The following is a 19,120-nucleotide window of genomic DNA, read 5'->3' as shown; positions in this document are numbered from 1 at the left end:
GATCATTTAAACGTGGTTAAAAGTTGATATCGAGCCCTACTGCCCACACTTTTTGAACGGGATAAATACGGCCGCTGGTAGAGCTGCCGAGCGCGTTCAGGTTAAGTGTGCTGTTAAATTCGGTGAGCTCGGGGTCCAGGCCATTTTTCATCGCCGTAACGGTGAACAGGTTCTGGCCGGTGAGGTACACTCTTACTTTGCGGAGTTTCGCTCTTTCGGTTACGCTGGCAGGCAGGGTGTAACCCAGCTGGGCGTTCTTCAGGCGGGCGTAAGCTGCGTTCTGCAACCAGAAAGTAGAGTTCGCGTTGTTGTTCGCGGAAGCAGTACCGATGGTCAGGCGCGGATAAGATCCATCCGGGTTATTCGGCGTCCACCTGTCGAGATGTTGTGAGTACACGTTATCCCAGTTATTGTGGAATGCTTCTACGCCTTCGCCGCGCAGGTATACATTTCTTTTACCTACACCCTGGATAAAGATGCTCGCATCAAAACCTTTCCAGTTCACACCATAGTTCAATCCGTAAGTAAAACGCGGGAATGGATTGCCCATCACGAAACGGTCGCTGGTATTGATCACACCATCTTTGTTACGGTCTACATATTTGATATCACCGGGTTTCACTTCGTTTACGAACGAGGGTTTCGGACTGTTCTTGATATCATCGAGGTTCTGGTAAAAACCGTCTGCCTGGTAACCGAAATAAGAACTGATAGGGAAACCTTCGCGGTTGATGTACGTCACATCTCCTTCCTGTATAAATGTTCTGCCTTTAAAGTCGACGATCTCATTGAGGTTGTCGGCCAGGTTGGCACCCAGTGTGTGATTTACCTCTCCTGTTTTAGCGCGGTAATTGATCGCCAGTTCAAAGCCCTGGTTCTTTACCTTACCGGCGTTCTGGAAGGCAGGTGTAGCGCCATACAGTCCGGGAGCTGGCAGTTGCAGCAGGATATTATCTGTAATCTTGTGGAAGTAATCGTAACTGATGGTCAGCCTGTTTTCCAGCAACGAGAGGTCGAAACCGATGTTGGCAGAGTTGGCAGATTCCCAGGTGATAACAGGGTTACCCACAGCGAACGATGAACCGGATTGCGGTATGTTGTTAAAACCATACATATTGCTCACGGTCGTAAACACATTCAGGTAACCGTAGTTGGAAATGATCTGCTGGTTACCCAGTTGTCCCCAGGAGCCACGCAGTTTCAGGTCGCCGTACTTTTTAAGCCCTTCCATGAATGGCTCTTCGGTAATACGCCAGGCGGCTGAGAACGATGGGAAGAAAGCCCCACGGTTACCTTTCGCGAAACGGCTGGACGCATCATACCTGAAATTGAATTCAGCATAATACTTATTGTTGTAGGCATAGTTTAAGCGGCCAAACGCGGAGTTAAGCGCCCATTGGTCGATACGCGTACCGTAAGTATCATTAAAGCCCGTAAGCGTTTGCGTACCGGCAGTAGAATCGCCGGTTACATTGTCTACGTTAATGCGGCGCGACTGACTGTACTCATTTTTCCAACCCTCAGTAGCGTAGCCTAACAACGCTTTCACTTCGTGTACCTTGTTGAAAGTCTGGTCATAATTCAGCAACGCCTGGAAGTTGTCCTGCACACTTTTAGCATGATTGATGCTTCTCGCACTCTGGTTGTCTGAACCCGAATACGGTGCATAATCAATCGTTTTACGGAACTCGTCCATGTTGTTTACGCGGATATCCGCACCGTACACCACCTTGGCAGATAAATGTTTGGTGAGCGCATATTCCGCGTTCGCCATATAGTTATAACTGTCGTTGTTATACAACCTGCGTCCGCCCTGCTCCAGTTGTGCCAGTGGGTTGTTGGAAGCGGTAGGCGCCAGGAAGTAATGGCCCGCAGTATCTTTAATAGGATAAATAGTGGGGATGCGGATAGCTGTAGAAATCAGCCAGTCTGAATAGTACGCATGCTCCCTGATCTTTTGTTTAGCGTAACCGAAGTTACCACCCAGCTTTAATTTGCCGAATTGGGCACCGAGGTTGGCACGGGCGTTATAACGCTGGTAACCGTAATCCGGCCCACGGTAAAGACTGTTCTGATCAAGGTATCCGCCGGAAAGCGCATAGGTTACCTTACCCATTGCACCATTTACACCCAGGTTATGGTTTTGCTGAAAAGCAGCCGGACGCATAATCTCATCCATCCACCATGTTTCCGTACCATTAATGCCCTGTTGGCGAATTTGTGCTGGTGAGAACTGTGCAGTCTGACCGGAGTTTACCAGTGCTTCATTTTTAAGTTGCATGTACTCCACGCCACTCACCGGTTTAATCAGGAAAGTAGGCTGCTGCGCGCCTGCCATACCGTTGTAGGTTATGCGGGGCACTTTGTTCTGCTTACCCGTTTTAGTGGTAACAAGAATAACACCATTGGCAGCACGGGAGCCGTAAATAGCCGACGATGCTGCATCTTTCAACACACTCACACTTTCGATGTCGTTAGGGTTGAGCAGGTCCAGCGAACCAGGAACACCATCTACCAGTACCAGCGGACTACTGTTATTCACCGTACTCACCCCACGAACGTTAATGTTGATGGCAGCCCCAGGCTCCGTAGCATTCTGCTGGATAATAAGGTTTGGTGCAGCGCCCTGCAATGCCTGTACAGCACTGGTTACCGGGCGCCCCTCCAGGTCTTTGGAAGTAACCACGCTCACCGCACCGGTAAGGCTGGTACGCTTCTGTGTACCGTAACCTACCACTACAACGTCCGACAAAGTACTGCTGGACACTTTAAGCGTCACCGTCATCGGCGTAGCACCGATAGCCACTTCGCGGCTTGCATAACCTACAGAAGAAAATACCAGGAAACGCATGGTATCCGACGGTATTGTTAAAGTAAATGCACCATCAACGGATGTAGCTGTTCCGATAGAAGTTCCTTTCACCGATACAGATACGCCAGGGATGGCCTCTTTAGTCACATCATCCGTAACACGACCGGTTACGGTACGGGAATTTTGGGCGTGCGCACCAGTGGCCATGCCCAGTAACAGCAGTAGTGCCATTAGCAGGCGGCCATTTGTTCGCAGTAGCCTCTTGACAAAAACGTGGCGATAAGCTAACATAAGCCTTGATTTTTTAATTAGTTGTGGAATACATTACTAGAAATCCGCGGCCTTAAAAGGCTGCTGGTTGGTCAGACAGGTTATATTCGAGTTTGCCGCCTTTCGTTAGCTCACTGAACATAATAGCATTGCGCTGAAGTTTTTTACCGTTAAATGAAGGGCGGTCCAGGTAGATATTGGTCGCACTGTTATTGCGCGTCACAATATTGATCTCCTCCCCTTTATAATATTTTTTATTGAGTTTGATGGTTACTTTATCGAACAATGAAGACCCAATTTGCATCATCGGTTGTGCCGATGCACCACCCTGTACATCGAACAGGCCCATCGCGCTCATCACGTACCAGGCACCAAGTTGCCCCTGGTCTTCATCCTGACCATAACCGTAACCATGCACACCTTCGGTACCATAAAACTCATTACAGATGGCCCTTACCCATTTTTGGGTGAGATGCGGTTTGCCTGAATAGTTAAACATCCATGGCATCTGCAAACATGGCTGGTTACCATGATTGTACGGCGCAGCAAGGCCGGAGAACGCATCGATGGTATTACCACCACCAAACGTTGTTTTCTGTGCAGCGGTGAAGATGCTGTCGAGGCGTTTATTGAATTCGGCCTTCCCAATTTTCGCGATCAGTCCTTCAGGATCGTGCGGCACGTAAAATGAATACTGGCCTGCGTTACCTTCCTGGAAACCACGCCATGGCTCGGTGGGTTTGAAATTGTCGACAAAACGGCCGTCAGCATAACGTGGCCGCATGTATTTGGTGCTGCCGTCGAAGATGTTCTTCCAGCTGCCGGAGAGTTTAAGCAATGTATTGTAATCGCTGGTTTTGCCCAGTTTCTTCGCCCATTGTGCCACGGCGTAAGCGCTGAACGAATACTCCAGTGTGTGCGAACCGGAAAAGCACCACTGGCCCGGAGCAGGATCAATATGGTCCACATATCCGTATTTGCGGAAACGCTCCACATCCTCTTTACCCGCACCTTCAGGCCGGTTCTCAAAACCCAGTTCATTTTTCAATGAGGCTGCGTAAGCTTTAGCCACATCAAAATCGCGGATGCCGTAGTTGTAGGCACCTGCCATCACGAGGCTTACGAAGTTGGTACCCACGCCAGACACATATTTGCTGGAGGCGATGCCATCACCGAGCCAGCCGGCATCATTGTATACGAGCAGCTGACTGCTCACAAAGTCAGAATAATACTCCGGGTACACCAGCGCCCAAAGCGGCGTGAGGTTCCAAAAGGCACCCCACACCGCATCTGTATTATAATGGTTATGTTTCGGCCTGCCTTGTGCGTTCAAAGGAATTTGTCCCACGCCGCCGGTGTTCTTAGGATATGCGCCATTCACATCACTGGCAAGGCCACGGCCCAGCACAGCATGATAAAGGCCGGTATAAAATTTAGTTAAGTCTGCTTTGGTGCCGCCGCTAACAGTAATGCGACCAAGATATTCGTTCCACTCTTTGCGTGATTGCGTTTGCGCCTGGTCAAAGTTCATCGTAGCCGCTTCCGTCTGCATATTCAGCCGGGCGTTCTCTATCGATGTATAAGACAGGCCGAGTTTCACGGTTACCGCTTCGTTATTGACGGTAGTGAACGTCAGGTACATTCCTGCACCTTGTCCGCTGATGTCTTTAGCACCCGCAGTTTGCGTAGCGCCACGGAACGTTCCGTATGCGGCAGGCTTTTTATCTGCGATCGCAGAGAAATACATCGCCACCTGTGCGCCTGGCTGGTACTTTTGTACATAGGAAGGCAGGGTAATCACATAACCTTCTATGCGGCCATCAGCCGTCATATATACACGGGCGTCCTTCACTTCGCCACTTTCGCCCTGCTTATTACCAATATCAAAAAGAATATGAGAGTCGTTACCGGCAGGGAATGTAAAGCGCTGGAAAGCCACACGCGGCGTAGCCGTTACTTCCGCTTTAATGCCGTAACGTTTTAACAACACGGAATAATAACCGGCAGTTGCATGTTCATCTGCACGGTCAAAGGCAGACCGGTAGCCGGACATGGAATCTTCGAGTTCTCCCGGTACCGTTACCAGCTGTCCCTTCGCAGGCATCAGCGAAACGCCGCCTACCTGGAACTCATGAAAATTGGGAAAACCTTCTATCGATGTATGCCTGTAATCATAGCCCACCGCTTCCCAACCATTTGGGTTGCCGTAGTGACCGTTGGTAGACGGTCCAGGTTTGGCCATACCGAACGGCGATGCGCCTGGCGCAAAATGGAACCAGCGGCAATGCGCGGTACCGATCAATGGATCTACATATCCGGCCAGATCTTCTTTTTCCTTAGCACTAACACGGGTTGCCGTGGCGAGCAACAACAACCAGAGTATCCAATTTCCTTTTTTCATACGTAAAATTCTTTTTGTGTGATAACTGTCCGGGCCCTACACTCGGACAGCCGCAATAACTATTTTACAAACGCCTTTACCACTTTGGCGGTGGAATCGCCTTCATTGATGATCCTGTAAGAACCGGCTGCTGCTGGTATCGCAAATGTTTCTGCATAATTGTAACGCTGCCTGAAACCATTAGCGGTTTCTACCAGCACTGATTTACCTTCTACTAACATCAGCACATGACATTTACCCTCTGTGTCCACGTTAACCGTACTATCAAACTCAATCCTGTGTACATCATAAAAATGCTCCGCGTGCGTAGGTACATGCACTAACTGCCAGTCGCCGCCTTTAGCGATAACTGTTTGTTTAGATATCAGTTCTTCCTGCACCTTCGCGCCTTTGCGGCTAAAGTCGAGGTTCTTAAAAGCATGATCTATGTTGATGGGACGTGGTTTGCCGTTCAGGTCCAGTCGTACCCAGTCGTACATTTTAAATGTAAAAATGTAAGGCGTAGCGCTGATTTCCAGCACCAGGTTATCTTTCCCGGAACTATGTACGGTGCCGTTAGGTATCAGGAACAGATCGTGTTTATGCGCCGTATGTACCTGCACATATTTTTCGATATCGATCGCCTCGTTGTTGGCCGCACTATCTTCCAGCGCTTTACGGAAAGCTGCCGGATCAATATCGTCCTGGAAGCCGAGGTACACTTTCGCATCCTTACGGCAATCCAGCATATAATAAGTTTCGTCCTGCGTAATAGTTTCGCCGAACTGTTCCTGTATGTATGACAAGCGGGGATGGCATTGGATCGAAAGATTACCACCGTCGAACGTGTCGAGGAAGTCGAACCGGATAGGGAAATCGATACCGAAGCGTTGCTCGTCCTGTTTACCCAGCACTTCTGCCGCATGTTCCATCATCAGCCAGTCGAACGCAACTTCCAGCAACTTACCATCGCTCTCGAATACCAGTCCGTTTTCAGGAACGATCATTTCAAAAGACCATGCATAGTTTACTTCCTCCTTGTTAAGACCCGGTATATTTTCTTTCATCCAGTCGCCGCCCCAGGCACCAGCTTCAAACCAGGGCCTTACGCGAAATGCGTTTTTAGCCAGGAACTGCAAACCTTCGCTCACAGCGGTATGTGTAGCCCAGGTAAGCTGGTCTTTCCATTGCCCGTCTGCAACAATATCGATGTTAGCCAGTATTTGTTTTTTGTGCGCGTTTAACAGTACCCAGTCAACGAAATAGAAACGTTTATACGTTTCCGGGTTATCGTCGCGCTGCTGTTTGCCGAGGTTATTGGCCATACCAGCACGCATGCGGTACTGCAATTCATTTTTAGGAAGATCGATGTATACAACAGGTGCTTTTAAACCTGTAAGCGCCGCTCCCACACCTACAATCAGCGTGATACCTTCCGCTGAAGGCTGTATATTCAGCAGTTTATTTTCGTCAAAAAGATCTTTTAAAGTGATGGTGGCCCTTTTGCCCCATACCGCTCCCTTCTCACCCAGGAAAGGCGCTACCAGTGTTTCCACTTCTTCCGCAGGTTTCATGAAGGTGGATGTATATACCACGTTCACGATCATTCCTGCTGCCACCAGCTCGCGCTGCAGCGAGCTGCCTATATACTCCCAGTCGTTACCAATATAACCGTCTATCAAAACAATATGACGTCCGGCCATCCAGTTAGCCAGACTGGCGTACCCGCATTGGATATTACCTGCGCCGAGGCTGGCAAAAGGATATATATCGTACGCACCTTTCGGGGTAAGCTGTTTATCGGCCGTAGTGGCCGGCATAAGAGGCTGACTTGTCTTTCTCCAGTTCATGATCGTATTCATTTTCTATCGCGCTTTGATATTGTTTTCGAGAATGGATTTGCATATCCATGCCGCACCGGATAGCGCAGAATTTTCGCCCCGGTTGGAAATGTGTATAGTTGTGTTGATACCGTGTTGTTGCAGGCAGTTGTTAAGTGCAGGCAGGAAGTAAGGATGCGCTTTGCGGATGTTACCGCCGATCACCATCCGTTCTGCTTCAAACTGTTCGAGCCATGGATGTAACACTTCGCCTAAACTGTTCCCTAATTCGGTAAACAATTGTAAGGCCGTGCTGTCTTGCTTCTCCGCCAGTTCGCCCAGGCACTTCACTTCGTTTAACCGTTGCCCGGTACGCTGATGATATTCGTTCAGCAACCAGCGGGAAGAGATGTAATCTTCCGCAATGCCAGCTTTGTAAGGCAGGTTGTAGATGTACCCTTCCGGCGGCACACCTTTTCCTTCGTGCAGGATCGTGTTATTATGCAGGAAAGTGCCACCCAAACCGGTACCCAATGTTACGGCCACCATGCGGTTGCAACCGGCGCCTTCGCCCGCCCATGCTTCACCGAGTGCGAAACAGGAAGCGTCGTTCTCGAAATAGATATCACCGGAGAAGGCCAGCGATTCCTGTAATGCGGCGCGAATGTTCATGCCGTACAGGGATTCATATTTCGCAACGCCTTTTATCTGAGAGATGCCACCCGGGTAGTCGAACGGGCCAGGCATCGCAATACCGATCGCCGTCACTTGTCCTTTAGCCGCCGTGCAAACTTCTCTCAATGCACTGGTCCACCTGCCCAGGATATCATCCGCATCTGCGCCTGCATTTACAGACACTTTCACCTTTGAATCGTCCACCACGGCGCCATTGCCCAGGTTCACCAGGGCTGCTGTTATGTGCGAACCACCTATATCCGCGCCGATTACATATTCATTGTTCATATGTTTGAACATATTAAAAAATGGCAAAAAAATATCCTTTTCCTGCGTGGAGCAAGAAAAGGACAATACTATAAGATCAACCTTCTGATCTGATCTCTATCGAGTAAGTAAACTTGTCGGACCTGTAGTAACCTACGTTATATTCTATGGGCCTGTCGCCAGGATCATACACGTAACGTTCGCGGAACAACACCGGGCAGATAGCGTCTACGTCCAGTTTTTCGGCCACATCACCGGCTACTAACGCGCTGATATGTTCGCTGGAGCGTACTACTATAATGTCGAATCTTTCAGACAGCAGCTCGTACAGCGGCTGGTTCAGATCGTCGGTTTCGGAGAGTGTGATACGCGGGTGGAAATAACTTTCGAAGTAAACGATGGGTTCACCATCTACACCTTTGAGTTTGCTTAGTTTGCAAATAGGTGTGTTAACGGGAATATTGAAAAATCCGGCCAGTTTTTCGTCGGCTTTTACCTTTTCAAGTGTCAGCAGCAGGTTGGACGTAGCGATCCCGCGTTTAGACATTTCCTTGGTGAAACTTTGCCAGTCCTGCAGGCTGGTCGACAATTGCCGTTGGGCTACTTTGGTACCGACGCCTTTTTTACGGGCGAGGAGGCCTTCGTATTCCAGCTTATTGGTAGCCTGGCGGATGGTATTACGCGAAACGCCCAGCCGGTTAGCCAGTTCTACCTCTTTTGGCAGAAAAGTCCCGTTCTGGTACTCCGGCTCACTAATAAGCCTTCGCAGCAGTTCTTCAACTTGTACGTGGAGCGGTAATTTACTTTTATGGTCTATTTTTAAACTCATGTTCGAATGTTCAAACATACTAAAGTTTCGGATATCTGGCAATATTTTTTTTCGGGGGTGATATGGAGGGTAAAAATCAGTTATTCACCCGCAACTGGCCATCTTCATTTGTATACCATACCACCTCATCATCTACGAAATACACATTGTTTTTGCCGTACTCCCATCTTTCGGCACCGGCGGCGCCAAATTGGACAACCCTTATTGGCTCGCCCTGCAGCTGGAATACTTCGCTGCGCGTGGCCCCTCTTGAAAACGAGTCTGCAGTTACTTCGTCCGCATCATCGTTTGTATAAGCGACATTCAGGTTATAGCCATGGTCTGCGTATTCACATACTTTCCCCTCGCGAAACCTCACGATGCTGTAGCCGTAACTCCAGGTTTCTTCCGTTGGGGAGGTTTGCACGATCGTTGTTGGCGCTCCCTGCTTTGCCACCACCACTGTCTTTGGATCGCCAAGCCTGAATGCGTTAACCGGTGGCTGGTAACCTGACGAAGTTCTTTGCCTGGTTTCCGATACCTCATCATTCTTTGATGTGGGATAAGGAAATAAAATAGTCAGGAATCCCCAGAGCACTACTAGCCCGGCAACCGCCCACAACGATTGTTTCCGGAACTTCCGGTCAACAACAGGCGGCGACTGCGCCGTGTACACAGGTGCATTATATCTGGGTGGCTGATAAGTGTAAGTGGTATAAGAGGGCGTTTGCCAGGCAGGATTCGCCGCATTCCGCAAGGCGCTATCATGTGATGATTTGTCGTAAGGGTCGGTTAACACGTCGTATGCGTTCTGTACACGCTTGAATAATTCCTCCAGATGTTTGTCACCGCCCGTAACATCCGGATGGTACTTCCTGGCAAGCCTCCTGTAGGCCGACTTAATCTGATCGGCGGACGCGAAATCGGGAAGTTCGAGGATTTTATAACAATTGTGCATAGGCTGCGGGACTAGCACAAATATCTCCAAAAACCTTTGTACAAACAACTTTCATTACATCCAATTCTTAAAAGGATTCGTTGTAAGCACCGCGTTATAGTACCGCTGTTCTCCGGTCACCTCCTGCCCTACCCAGTCCGGCAATTCAAAAGCCTCATCCTCGCTTTCCAGTTCTATTTCGGCCACGTAGAGGCCGAGGTTATCTCCTAAAAACTCATCTACCTCCCATGTTTTGTCCTTGAATTCGACTACATACCGGATTTTAGATAGTTCTGCGGTGGAGAAATTATCTAATAACTCCGCTGCTTCGGTAGTGGGTATTTCGTATTCATATTCCAGCCTGGTGGCACCGGTGGTCGTGCCTTTTATTGTTAGAAAGCCCTTGGTATCAGTTAGCCGTACCCGTATGGTTTTATTGGGATCGGTTACTAAATAGCCCTGCCTGAAAAGCTGGCCGGCAGGCTTTTGTACTGTCTGCCAGCGTGCGAGGTCGATGAGGTATTTCCGTTCTATTTCTTTTCCCATGATGTTTTGTTTGATTATTGGACCTTGCCTACAATTTTATACCATCTCACACCGAGTTTACCGGGCCAGATATCCAGTAGTACCCTGTCTGATACCTGCACATAGTCGTAGAAACCGGAACTTACCGATATCTTCTTCCAACGCTCACCTTCACTTAGTATGATATAATAAGTGTTGCCCTTCCGGCCCTGTTCCATCCATTTTTCTGTCATCAGTATGCTATACCTTTCAGGCGTAGAATCGTCCATCACATTATTCGTATACAATACAAGGCCGAAGCCTGCACCCAAAGACATCAGTCCATATAATAGCGCAAAAAACAACCGCCGTCCCATCGTCGTCGGAAATCTTCGGATCGCCAGAAGGAATACACCAATGATCAGCGCAGTAGTCATCAGCCCAAGCGCGATCAATTTCCCTTTATCCCACACACTCAGTTTTACAACCGGAAATAACAGGCTTAGGTTGATGAGCAGAAAAGGTATTAGAGCCGATCTGCCAAATTCGCCCTGCTTTTGATCAAGACCGATAACGCCGCGGTACCACCACATAGCGAACAATAGTGCTGCCAGCAGCCCCGCCTGCACATAAGGCAGCTCGGGATATTGAAGCTCATTCACCATAAAGCCAACGGTCATGAGTAAAGATAGAACTGTGCTGCCAAACACAATTGTTTTAGCCTGGCGGATTTTAGATATGATCTCTTCATCTGTTAAACCAGCAAAAATCATCCCGCGCTCTTTATCCAGCGCTGGATCCTCATCCGGAAGATCTATTTCCGCGCGTTGCGCCAACAATTCACGTAGATATTGAAAATCTTTGAGGTATACAGAAACATTCACGTTTTTTTTACCCTTTACACCGATCACTTTAAGTGTACCCTTCTGCTGGTATACATGCTTTACTTCTTCCCAGCGTAATTCCCGCTTAAATATTGCCGACTTGTAAATGATTCCTTTATCGTCCAGGACAGCAGAAGAAAATAATTCGTTGATGACATAAATACAAAGGACAATGCCACCAAACAACACAGCAGATATGAACACCTTGCGCCAAAAATCAAGGTCGGCCCCAACAACAACTGTACACCATAGGCCAAATAAAGTGGCCGCCATGCCGATAAACAATGTGCCTACTACAATTTTTATAATCAGGTAATGGGAAAACGCTTTCACTACTAAGGGTTTGAACGCAAATATAATTTAAGCGAGGGATAATATCCCAAAACACCTTTATCCATCACCAATATGGTAAAAGTACGCTGCTTACATCGCGTAAAAACGACCCGGTGGGCCACAACAGTCTTTTTAGTGGGCGAAACAGCCTTCCCGGTGGGTGAATAGCATCTGGCTCCTACCATCCTCCGAGGATCCTTGCTGTATCCTTGCTGAATGTTGCTGTCCACACTGGGTTTCAGGTACATTTCAGCAAGGTCACAGCAACAAGTCAGCAACAAACAGGCATCTTTCAGCAACGATCCACGAACGATCCACGAACGATCCACGAACTGTTAATATTCCCATAACACTACATCCCTATTTTTACGGCGCTACCACAATGCAAACTATGCCGCGCCACCAACAAACTGCTACTTTCGAAACTTCGGTACAGGTGTACTGGGACAAATTATTGTCTGTCGCCGTGGCGAAAACGAATGCACACGACGCCTTTGACATCGTGCAGGATGTGTTGGTGGCAGCCTGGGAAAAGTGGGAGGAACTGCCTAAAGACGAACAACTGGAGTTTTACCTGCTCAACTCCCTGAAATACCGCATATTCAACTACTACCGCAGTGCTGGCCGTTACAGCGCGCACCTGAAAAGACTGGAAGATATGCTGACCGATACCATCGAAGAAGTATCTACCATTGAATCGGAAGAACTGATGGAGACGGTGCTGAAAGAAGCCATCAATACCTTATCACCCCATCAGCAAAAATTATTCATCCTTCGTTTACGGCACCAGTATTCTTATAAAAAGATAGCCTCCGAACTGGATATCGCACCCGGGTCTGCCCGTGTATTATACTCCCGCGCGCTGGAACAGGTAAAGGACCATATCCGCACCAATCCTGCCTTATCAGCCCAACTCATATCTGCGATGTTGTTGTTCACAATTCCTTAACCTAAAACCGGTTAACATTTCTTTTTCGCCGGGTATTCTTATGTGTATGGCAACACAACAATACCCGAAAGCGAAAGCGTTACTCGATAAATTTCATGCAGGCGAATGTTCGTCTGAAGAACTGGCATTGCTGAACAGCTGGTATCATGGGCTGCAAAGCGAAGCACAGTTGGAAGATTCGCTCGCTCAACGGGAACGTTTCCTGGCAAACTTCCGTAAGCATGTTGCCCAACAACAAAAGACCAAAGTACTACCGCTTATACTGAAGTGGACCGCCGCTGCTGCTGTTATCGCACTGGCGGGTATCGGTTATTTTTCGATAGATCACAAACTGAATGGTACACCCAAAACAGCAGCAGCTAATATCTTCCGCGTGAAAAACACCAGTGGCGGTATCAAGAAAGTGACACTGCCCGACAGCTCCGTGATCTGGATGAATGCCAATGCCAGCATGAGTTTTAAGGAAGATGCGGATACTAAAACGCGCTGGGTGGCCTTTGAGGGCGAAGGTTACTTCGAAGTGGGTCACAGCAGCGAGCAGCCTTTTGTAATTGTTACCCGCGATGTGGTAGTGAAAGTTTTAGGCACCCGCTTTAACCTGGAGGCTTATCGCGATGAAAAAATGACCCGCGTATCACTGGCGTCGGGTAAAGTGCGGGTATCTGCCAAAGAAAATCAACTGGCGCAAACGGTGCTGCAACCCGGGCAGGCGGCCTCTTACTTCCCTGAAGACAGTTTAATTATCACCCATTCAATTGATACTTCGCTCGCCGCAGCCTGGATGGAAGGCGGGTTTACAGCCAGTCAACTGACAGTGAAAGACGCATTTACCAGGTTGTGTGAAAGTAATGGCTACGAGATAAACTGGGAGAACGAACGACGCCTGGACAAACACATCACCATCGCACTGCCCAAACAGCGCTTCTCTCAAATGATGGATGACCTCTGCTACATGACGCACAAACAATACCGCATTAAAAATAAGCTCATAACCATTTTTTAATACAAAAAAGAGATGACGACCCATCTCGAAAATCGTTAAACCATGAATAGAACTTCTACGCCTGCGGGCCGTACAATGCCTATCGCCAAACGGTTGCTGCTTTTCGGCTGCTGCCTGCTGGTTACTTCCGTTGGTTATGCGCAACAGCGCGAACTGACTGAGAAAGTGAAACTTAGTATATCGTCGGCGCCTTTATCGTCAGTATTAAAAGCACTGGACAAACAAAGTAAACTCTCTTTTAGCTTCATCAGCGAAGACTTCGACAAGATCACCGTTCGCGACTTCCGTCCGGACAATATTACGCTCGGGGAAGCATTAGCGATCCTGGAAAAAGCGACTGGCATTGAGTTCAGCGTGCGTAATAATGCGATCATTTTCCGCAAGGCGGAGAAGCCGGTTGCCGCCGCTACTGTGCCTGCCACATCTTTAACCGGCCGCGTAGTAATGGCTGAGGGTGATGAGCCTATTCCGGGTGTAAGCATCTGGGAAAAAGGTACTAATAACAGGACTATCACCGACGAAAAAGGTGAATACACGATCGCAACATCGAACGAAAATGCCCTGCTGAGCTTCAGTTTTATGGGGTATGAAACAAAGGAGATCAAAGCAAACGATCCGGCTGCGGCCACCGTTTTACTGAAATCGACCCGCGAATCACTGAACGAGATCGTGGTACTGGGTTATGGTAAAGCGAAGAAAGGTGATCTTTCCGCAGCTGTAGCTACTGTTCCTGATATGGACCAGGTGAAAAGTCGCCCGGTGTTGAACCTCGGCGCTATGATACAGGGTAAAGTGCCCGGTGTTACGGTGATCAGCAATGGCGGTCATCCTAACAGCAGCCCAAGGGTTACGATCCGTGGTATTGGCTCCCGTTCTAATGAAAGTGTACTTTATGTGGTGGATGGGGTACCCAATGCACCTTACAATCCTGCCGACATCGAAACGATCACAGTACTGAAAGATGCGGCTTCTGCGGCTATTTACGGTGCTTTCTCTGGTTCGTCCGGTGTAATCCTGATTACGACCCGCCAGGCCAAACAAGGCAAACCAGGTGTTGAATACAACGCTTTCGTTGGTATGAAGCAGCCGTGGAAAACACCACAGTCGCTTACTGCGGAGGAAGAAGCCAAAGTATCTAACCTGGCTTACACCAACGCCGGCCTTACACCACTCAGCGGTTGGGATGCTACGGTAAACCCCTACGCCCAGGTAACACGTACCGACTGGATGGATGAGATCTTCCGCACCGCCATGGTCCAACGTCATACAGTAACGGTAAATGCCGGTACCGACAAATTCTCGACCCTGTTACAGGCGCGTTATGAGAATGAAGAAGGTACGCTGCTGAATACTTACAACAAAAACGTATCCCTGCGCTTTAACGCTAATTACCAGTTTACTGATAAGATTAAACTGCGCCAGGACCTGTTCTATAACAACAACGACAATCGCGGTACGGAAACGGCCAGCGGTTACAGTGGTGTAATTCTTTCTGCCATCTACATGCCCCGCTCTGCCACCCCTTATTATGCGGATGGTTCTTTCGGCGGTGTAGGTCCGCGTGAATCGCAGTACCTGGGTATTCATGGCGATGCTATCAACCCTGTAGGTACTTTGCTGCGTAACAAACCTTTCAACAAAAGCAACGACCTGCAGTCTGTAACGGAAGTAAATGTTACGGATATCGTAAAAGGTCTCAGTTTCCTCTCCCGCTTCTCTTACAGGCAGGGTAACTCGCTCTGGAAGAACTTTGAACCTAAGAGAACGGAGCCGGGTAAACCTAATACACAGAACACCCTCTCTTATTCAACTGGTAAAAGCTACCACTGGATATGGGAAAATACGCTGAATTACGAACGCGTATTCGGCAAACATAACCTCGCTGCCATGGCATCTATGACTTCGCAGCAGAATGGTTCACGCTCTTTCAGCGCGGCTGCTAAGGGCCTGGAGAATGAAGAAGAGTGGGCACAGTTCTTTGTAAATGCTTCTGTGTTCGACCAAAACCGTCCGGGCGATGGGGAGTCGAAAGACAGGAACCTTTCATATGTTGGCCGTTTGGCGTACAGCTGGGCCGACAGGTATTTCGTGACTGGTAGCTACCGTTACGATATTGCCAGCCGCCTGCCACTGGACAATCGCGGTAAAGGTTTGCCAGGTGTAACGGGTGCATGGAAAATCAGCTCAGAGCCTTTCTTCGACGTGGCCCTGATCGATCTGCTGAAAGTACGCGCCAGCTGGGGACGTATCGGTAACCTCAGTTCTATCGGACTGGCGTACGGTTATCCTAAACTGAGCTCAAACACTACTTACCAGGTTGGCGAAAACAGTCCGCAGAGTACTGCGCTGTATGTGGCTACCCGCAACAACCCTAACCTTTCATGGGAAACTTCTGAACAATCGGATATCGGTATCGACATCGCATTGCTGAAACAACGCCTGACCATCACTGCCGATTACTTTGATAAAAAGACTTACGACCTGATCACTACACAAACATCTGCCTGGACTAACACATTTGGTTATGGCGCACCTTTGATCAACCAGGGCAGCATCCGTAACAAAGGTTACGAGGTAAGCGCAGCCTGGCACGACATGATCGGTAAAGTAGGTTATTCTGTTGGCGGTAACTTCGCTACGCTGAAAAACAAACTCGAGTATATCGATGGTAACGCTAATTCTTTCTGGTCGGATGGTGATGTGTGGAGAGGTGTGCTGAACCCTTATCGCTCTGTAGTTGGCCAGCCTGCTTATTCTTACTGGCTGATCAAAAACGCTGGTATCTTCCAGACAGATGCGGAAGCTGCTGCCTATGTTGGCAAAGACGGTTCACGTATTCAACCTAACGCAAAAGCTGGTGATCTGAAGTTTGTGGATAAAGACGGTAATGGTAGAATCGATGACGGAGACCGTTATTTCATGGGTACTGCTTACCCAGACTTAACTTATGCCTTTAATGCAAGCGCCACCTGGAACAATTTCGATATCAGCCTGTTTTTCCAGGGTGTTAGCGGCGTTAAACTGTTCCATGCCTTTAAACAATCTACACTGAATGGTGCAGAACAGGGTTACAACCGCTGGAACAAGATCCTGGATGCCTGGTCGCCTACCAACACAGGCTCCGACATTCCGCGTATTTCTGCCAGCGATCCTAACAAGAACTTCCAGACAACTTCCGACTGGTACCTCGAAAACGGTAACTACCTGCGTTTGAAAAACGTGCTGATCGGCTACACCTTTAAACCCATGCGCTGGAACACAGGTTTGCGTGTATACGTAAGCGGCGACAACCTGCTCACCTTTACCAAATACAGCGGCATGGACCCTGAAGTAGGTGGTAATGGCATGGACGGTGGCCAGTTCCCGGTATCGCGTGTATACTCTTTAGGTGCTAAAGTTAATTTCTAAGCTATAAACGATCGTAAACCATGAAACAGCAACTCTTTTACATATTGGCAATAACGGTAGGACTTAGTGCCTGCTCCAAAAACTGGGTAGATACAAAGCCTACGGGCGAACCTACCACAGCTTTCTTCTGGAAAAGCGACGAAGACCTGGAAAAGGCCACCGCAGCTCTCTACGTACCTATGCGTTACGAATCCACCTGGGGCCGCGACCTGTTCTGGATCCAGGACGCCAGCGATGACCTCGTAGTAGGCAGGGTAAAAGCCGATGGCGAGAACATTAAAAACTTCATCCCATCCGGTCGCGAAGGTTACCTGACCGGCGGCTGGAACGATTTGTACTGGATGCTGAACAAAGCCAACCAGGCGATCGAAGGCATTCCTAAATCGATCAATACCTCAGAAGCTGTAAAGAACCGTTCACTGGGTGAAGCTTACTTTGTTCGCGGTTTCGCTCACTTCTGGATCGCTTATATCTGGGGCCACAAAGACCAGGGTGTACCTTTCGACGGGCCAGAGAACGCTGGTTACGGCGAACGCATCCCCCCACAATTAAAATCTGTAACAGATAACTACGCACAAATTGTAAGCGACCTTACCAAAGCCGCTGAACTGCTGCCACTGTTCGACACTTATGGTGCCGACGACCGCGGCCGCGCTCACAAAGCTGCTGCCTGGGCTTACATGGTTAAAGCATATGCTTACTGGGCACAGTACGACGCCAGCAAATGGGCGTTAATACCAGACCTGGCCGATAAGATCAAAAACGAAGGTCACCGTGCGCTGATCGATAACAAAGCCAGTGGTAAAGACAACTACCGCGCCGTATTCAGCATCGCCAACAACTGGAGTTCAGAATACATCTGGTCTGTAACCTCCGGCTCACAGGGCGGTTCAGAGTTCCCGGGTGTAATTCTCGAGAATAAAGGCTGGGGTATTTATAACGGCTGGGGATACTTCCAGCCAACGGAAGAACTGTACCAGGAGTACGAAGCGACCGATCCCCGCCGCGAAGTGACCATCCTGAAGTTTGGTGATAAATTCACCTACTTCGGCGTAGAACGTTCTTACTTCTCCACCAACAGCCTGTCCGGTTTCCAGATCAACAAATACATGGAACCATACAGCTACGGTACAGGCGAAAACGCCGGCACCAATACAAAGATCAATCCAAGCGGCGACTACCCAACTACCGCGCTTAACCTGCCACTGATGCGTTATGCAGAGATCCTTCTCTTTAAAGCAGAAGCACTGATCCAGTTAGGCAGAAACGGCGATGCAGCTGCGCCGCTGAACGAAGTAAGAGCCCGTGTAGGTTTGGGCGGCATTGCCAACCCAACCCTCGCAGATCTGAAACACGAGCGCCGCTGCGAACTGGCCTGTGAGTGGACAGACAGGCTGCAGGACCTTAAACGCTGGGGCGATTATGCAAAGATCAATATGCCTTTGCACGGCCGCAGCCACGCAGTAGCCACCGACCCTAATTCTCCCTATACCATCAAACAAATCTGGCCCGCGCGCAGTTTCGACCCAGCCAAACACATGGCATGGCCTATCAGCCCGGATGAAATTTCAAGAAGCAACGGAGCGTACAACCAAACACCAGGCTGGAAATAGTTTTTTTAGATTGGAATTGTAATGGGGCTGGCCTTGAGGGGCCGGCCCTTTTTTATGGCGATACATTGCGAGGAACGAAGCAGTCCTCGTACGTAGTCATTGCCTGCAATAATTAGTTGAAGGAAAGGCAGGCAACGTTGCTTCTATCCACGCAGCAGTAAAAAGCCTGATCGCAAGCCTCACGAATGAATGAAACGCATGCCCCGACCGTCATTGCGAGGAACGAAGCAATCTTCGTACGTAGTCATTGCCTGCAATAATTGGTTGCAGGGAAAGGCACGCAACGTTGCTGGCTTACTTCTAAGATGACTGCGCCTCACGAAATCTCGAATGCCTCGCCTTTACTTACATACGATGACACCAATGGCTTTACTGACGCGAAGACTACACACGAAGATTGCTTCGTTCCTCGCAATGACGACCGCGTGTTGCCCGCTAACGCGGGAACACAATAGGA

12 protein-coding genes are annotated in these 19,120 nt (G+C 49.0%); 4 read left to right on the top strand and 8 right to left on the bottom strand.

Going from position 1 to position 19,120, the window contains the following annotated elements; genetic code table 11:
* Positions 1–16 precede the first annotated feature (16 nt).
* The 8 genes from QZT80_RS14200 to QZT80_RS14165 all read right to left on the bottom strand — a co-directional run bounded on the left by QZT80_RS14200 (position 17) and on the right by QZT80_RS14165 (position 11,690).
* Positions 17–3,043 (bottom strand): TonB-dependent receptor, encoded by a 3,027-nt coding sequence (locus QZT80_RS14200; protein ID WP_295122990.1) that lies wholly within the window; start codon positions 3,041–3,043, stop codon positions 17–19.
* Between the two features lie 112 nt (positions 3,044–3,155).
* Positions 3,156–5,483: a GH92 family glycosyl hydrolase gene (locus QZT80_RS14195; RefSeq protein WP_295122987.1), complete on the bottom strand. Its 2,328-nt coding sequence runs from the start codon at positions 5,481–5,483 to the stop codon at positions 3,156–3,158.
* A gap of 59 nt (positions 5,484–5,542) precedes the next feature.
* The gene (locus QZT80_RS14190; RefSeq protein WP_295122984.1) at positions 5,543–7,312 is read right to left on the bottom strand and encodes a hypothetical protein; all 1,770 of its coding nucleotides are present in this window, start codon (positions 7,310–7,312) and stop codon (positions 5,543–5,545) included.
* Between the two features lie 15 nt (positions 7,313–7,327).
* Entirely contained in the window at positions 7,328–8,245 is a 918-nt protein-coding gene (locus QZT80_RS14185) for an ROK family protein (protein WP_295122980.1), read from the bottom strand.
* Positions 8,246–8,321: 76 nt separating this feature from the next.
* Entirely contained in the window at positions 8,322–9,053 is a 732-nt protein-coding gene (locus QZT80_RS14180) for a GntR family transcriptional regulator (RefSeq protein ID WP_295122978.1), read from the bottom strand.
* 76 nt (positions 9,054–9,129) lie between these two features.
* Positions 9,130–9,990: a J domain-containing protein gene (locus QZT80_RS14175; RefSeq protein ID WP_295122975.1), complete on the bottom strand. Its 861-nt coding sequence runs from the start codon at positions 9,988–9,990 to the stop codon at positions 9,130–9,132.
* 54 nt (positions 9,991–10,044) lie between these two features.
* Complete coding sequence (locus QZT80_RS14170) at positions 10,045–10,515, bottom strand: CYTH domain-containing protein (protein WP_295122972.1); 471 nt, start codon at positions 10,513–10,515, stop codon at positions 10,045–10,047.
* A gap of 14 nt (positions 10,516–10,529) precedes the next feature.
* A complete protein-coding gene (locus tag QZT80_RS14165; RefSeq protein WP_295122969.1) occupies positions 10,530–11,690 on the bottom strand; it encodes a hypothetical protein in 1,161 nt (386 codons plus the stop codon).
* 391 nt (positions 11,691–12,081) lie between these two features.
* Here QZT80_RS14165 and QZT80_RS14160 point away from each other — a divergent pair, with 391 nt between their 5' ends.
* The 4 genes from QZT80_RS14160 to QZT80_RS14145 are packed head-to-tail and all read left to right on the top strand — an operon-like array spanning position 12,082 to position 18,663.
* Positions 12,082–12,639: a sigma-70 family RNA polymerase sigma factor gene (locus QZT80_RS14160; protein ID WP_295122966.1), complete on the top strand. Its 558-nt coding sequence runs from the start codon at positions 12,082–12,084 to the stop codon at positions 12,637–12,639.
* A gap of 46 nt (positions 12,640–12,685) precedes the next feature.
* On the top strand, positions 12,686–13,642 hold the full coding sequence (locus QZT80_RS14155) for a FecR family protein (RefSeq protein WP_295122963.1): 957 nt from the start codon (positions 12,686–12,688) through the stop codon (positions 13,640–13,642).
* Between the two features lie 42 nt (positions 13,643–13,684).
* Positions 13,685–17,050: a TonB-dependent receptor gene (locus QZT80_RS14150; protein WP_295122961.1), complete on the top strand. Its 3,366-nt coding sequence runs from the start codon at positions 13,685–13,687 to the stop codon at positions 17,048–17,050.
* A gap of 20 nt (positions 17,051–17,070) precedes the next feature.
* Complete coding sequence (locus tag QZT80_RS14145) at positions 17,071–18,663, top strand: RagB/SusD family nutrient uptake outer membrane protein (protein WP_295122958.1); 1,593 nt, start codon at positions 17,071–17,073, stop codon at positions 18,661–18,663.
* Positions 18,664–19,120: the final 457 nt, after the last annotated feature.

It is taken from the genome of uncultured Chitinophaga sp., assembly GCF_902168175.1.
Lineage (GTDB): Bacteria > Bacteroidota > Bacteroidia > Chitinophagales > Chitinophagaceae > Chitinophaga.
Note: the sequence above shows the minus strand (reverse complement) of the source record. Positions and strands in the feature narration are given on the sequence as shown.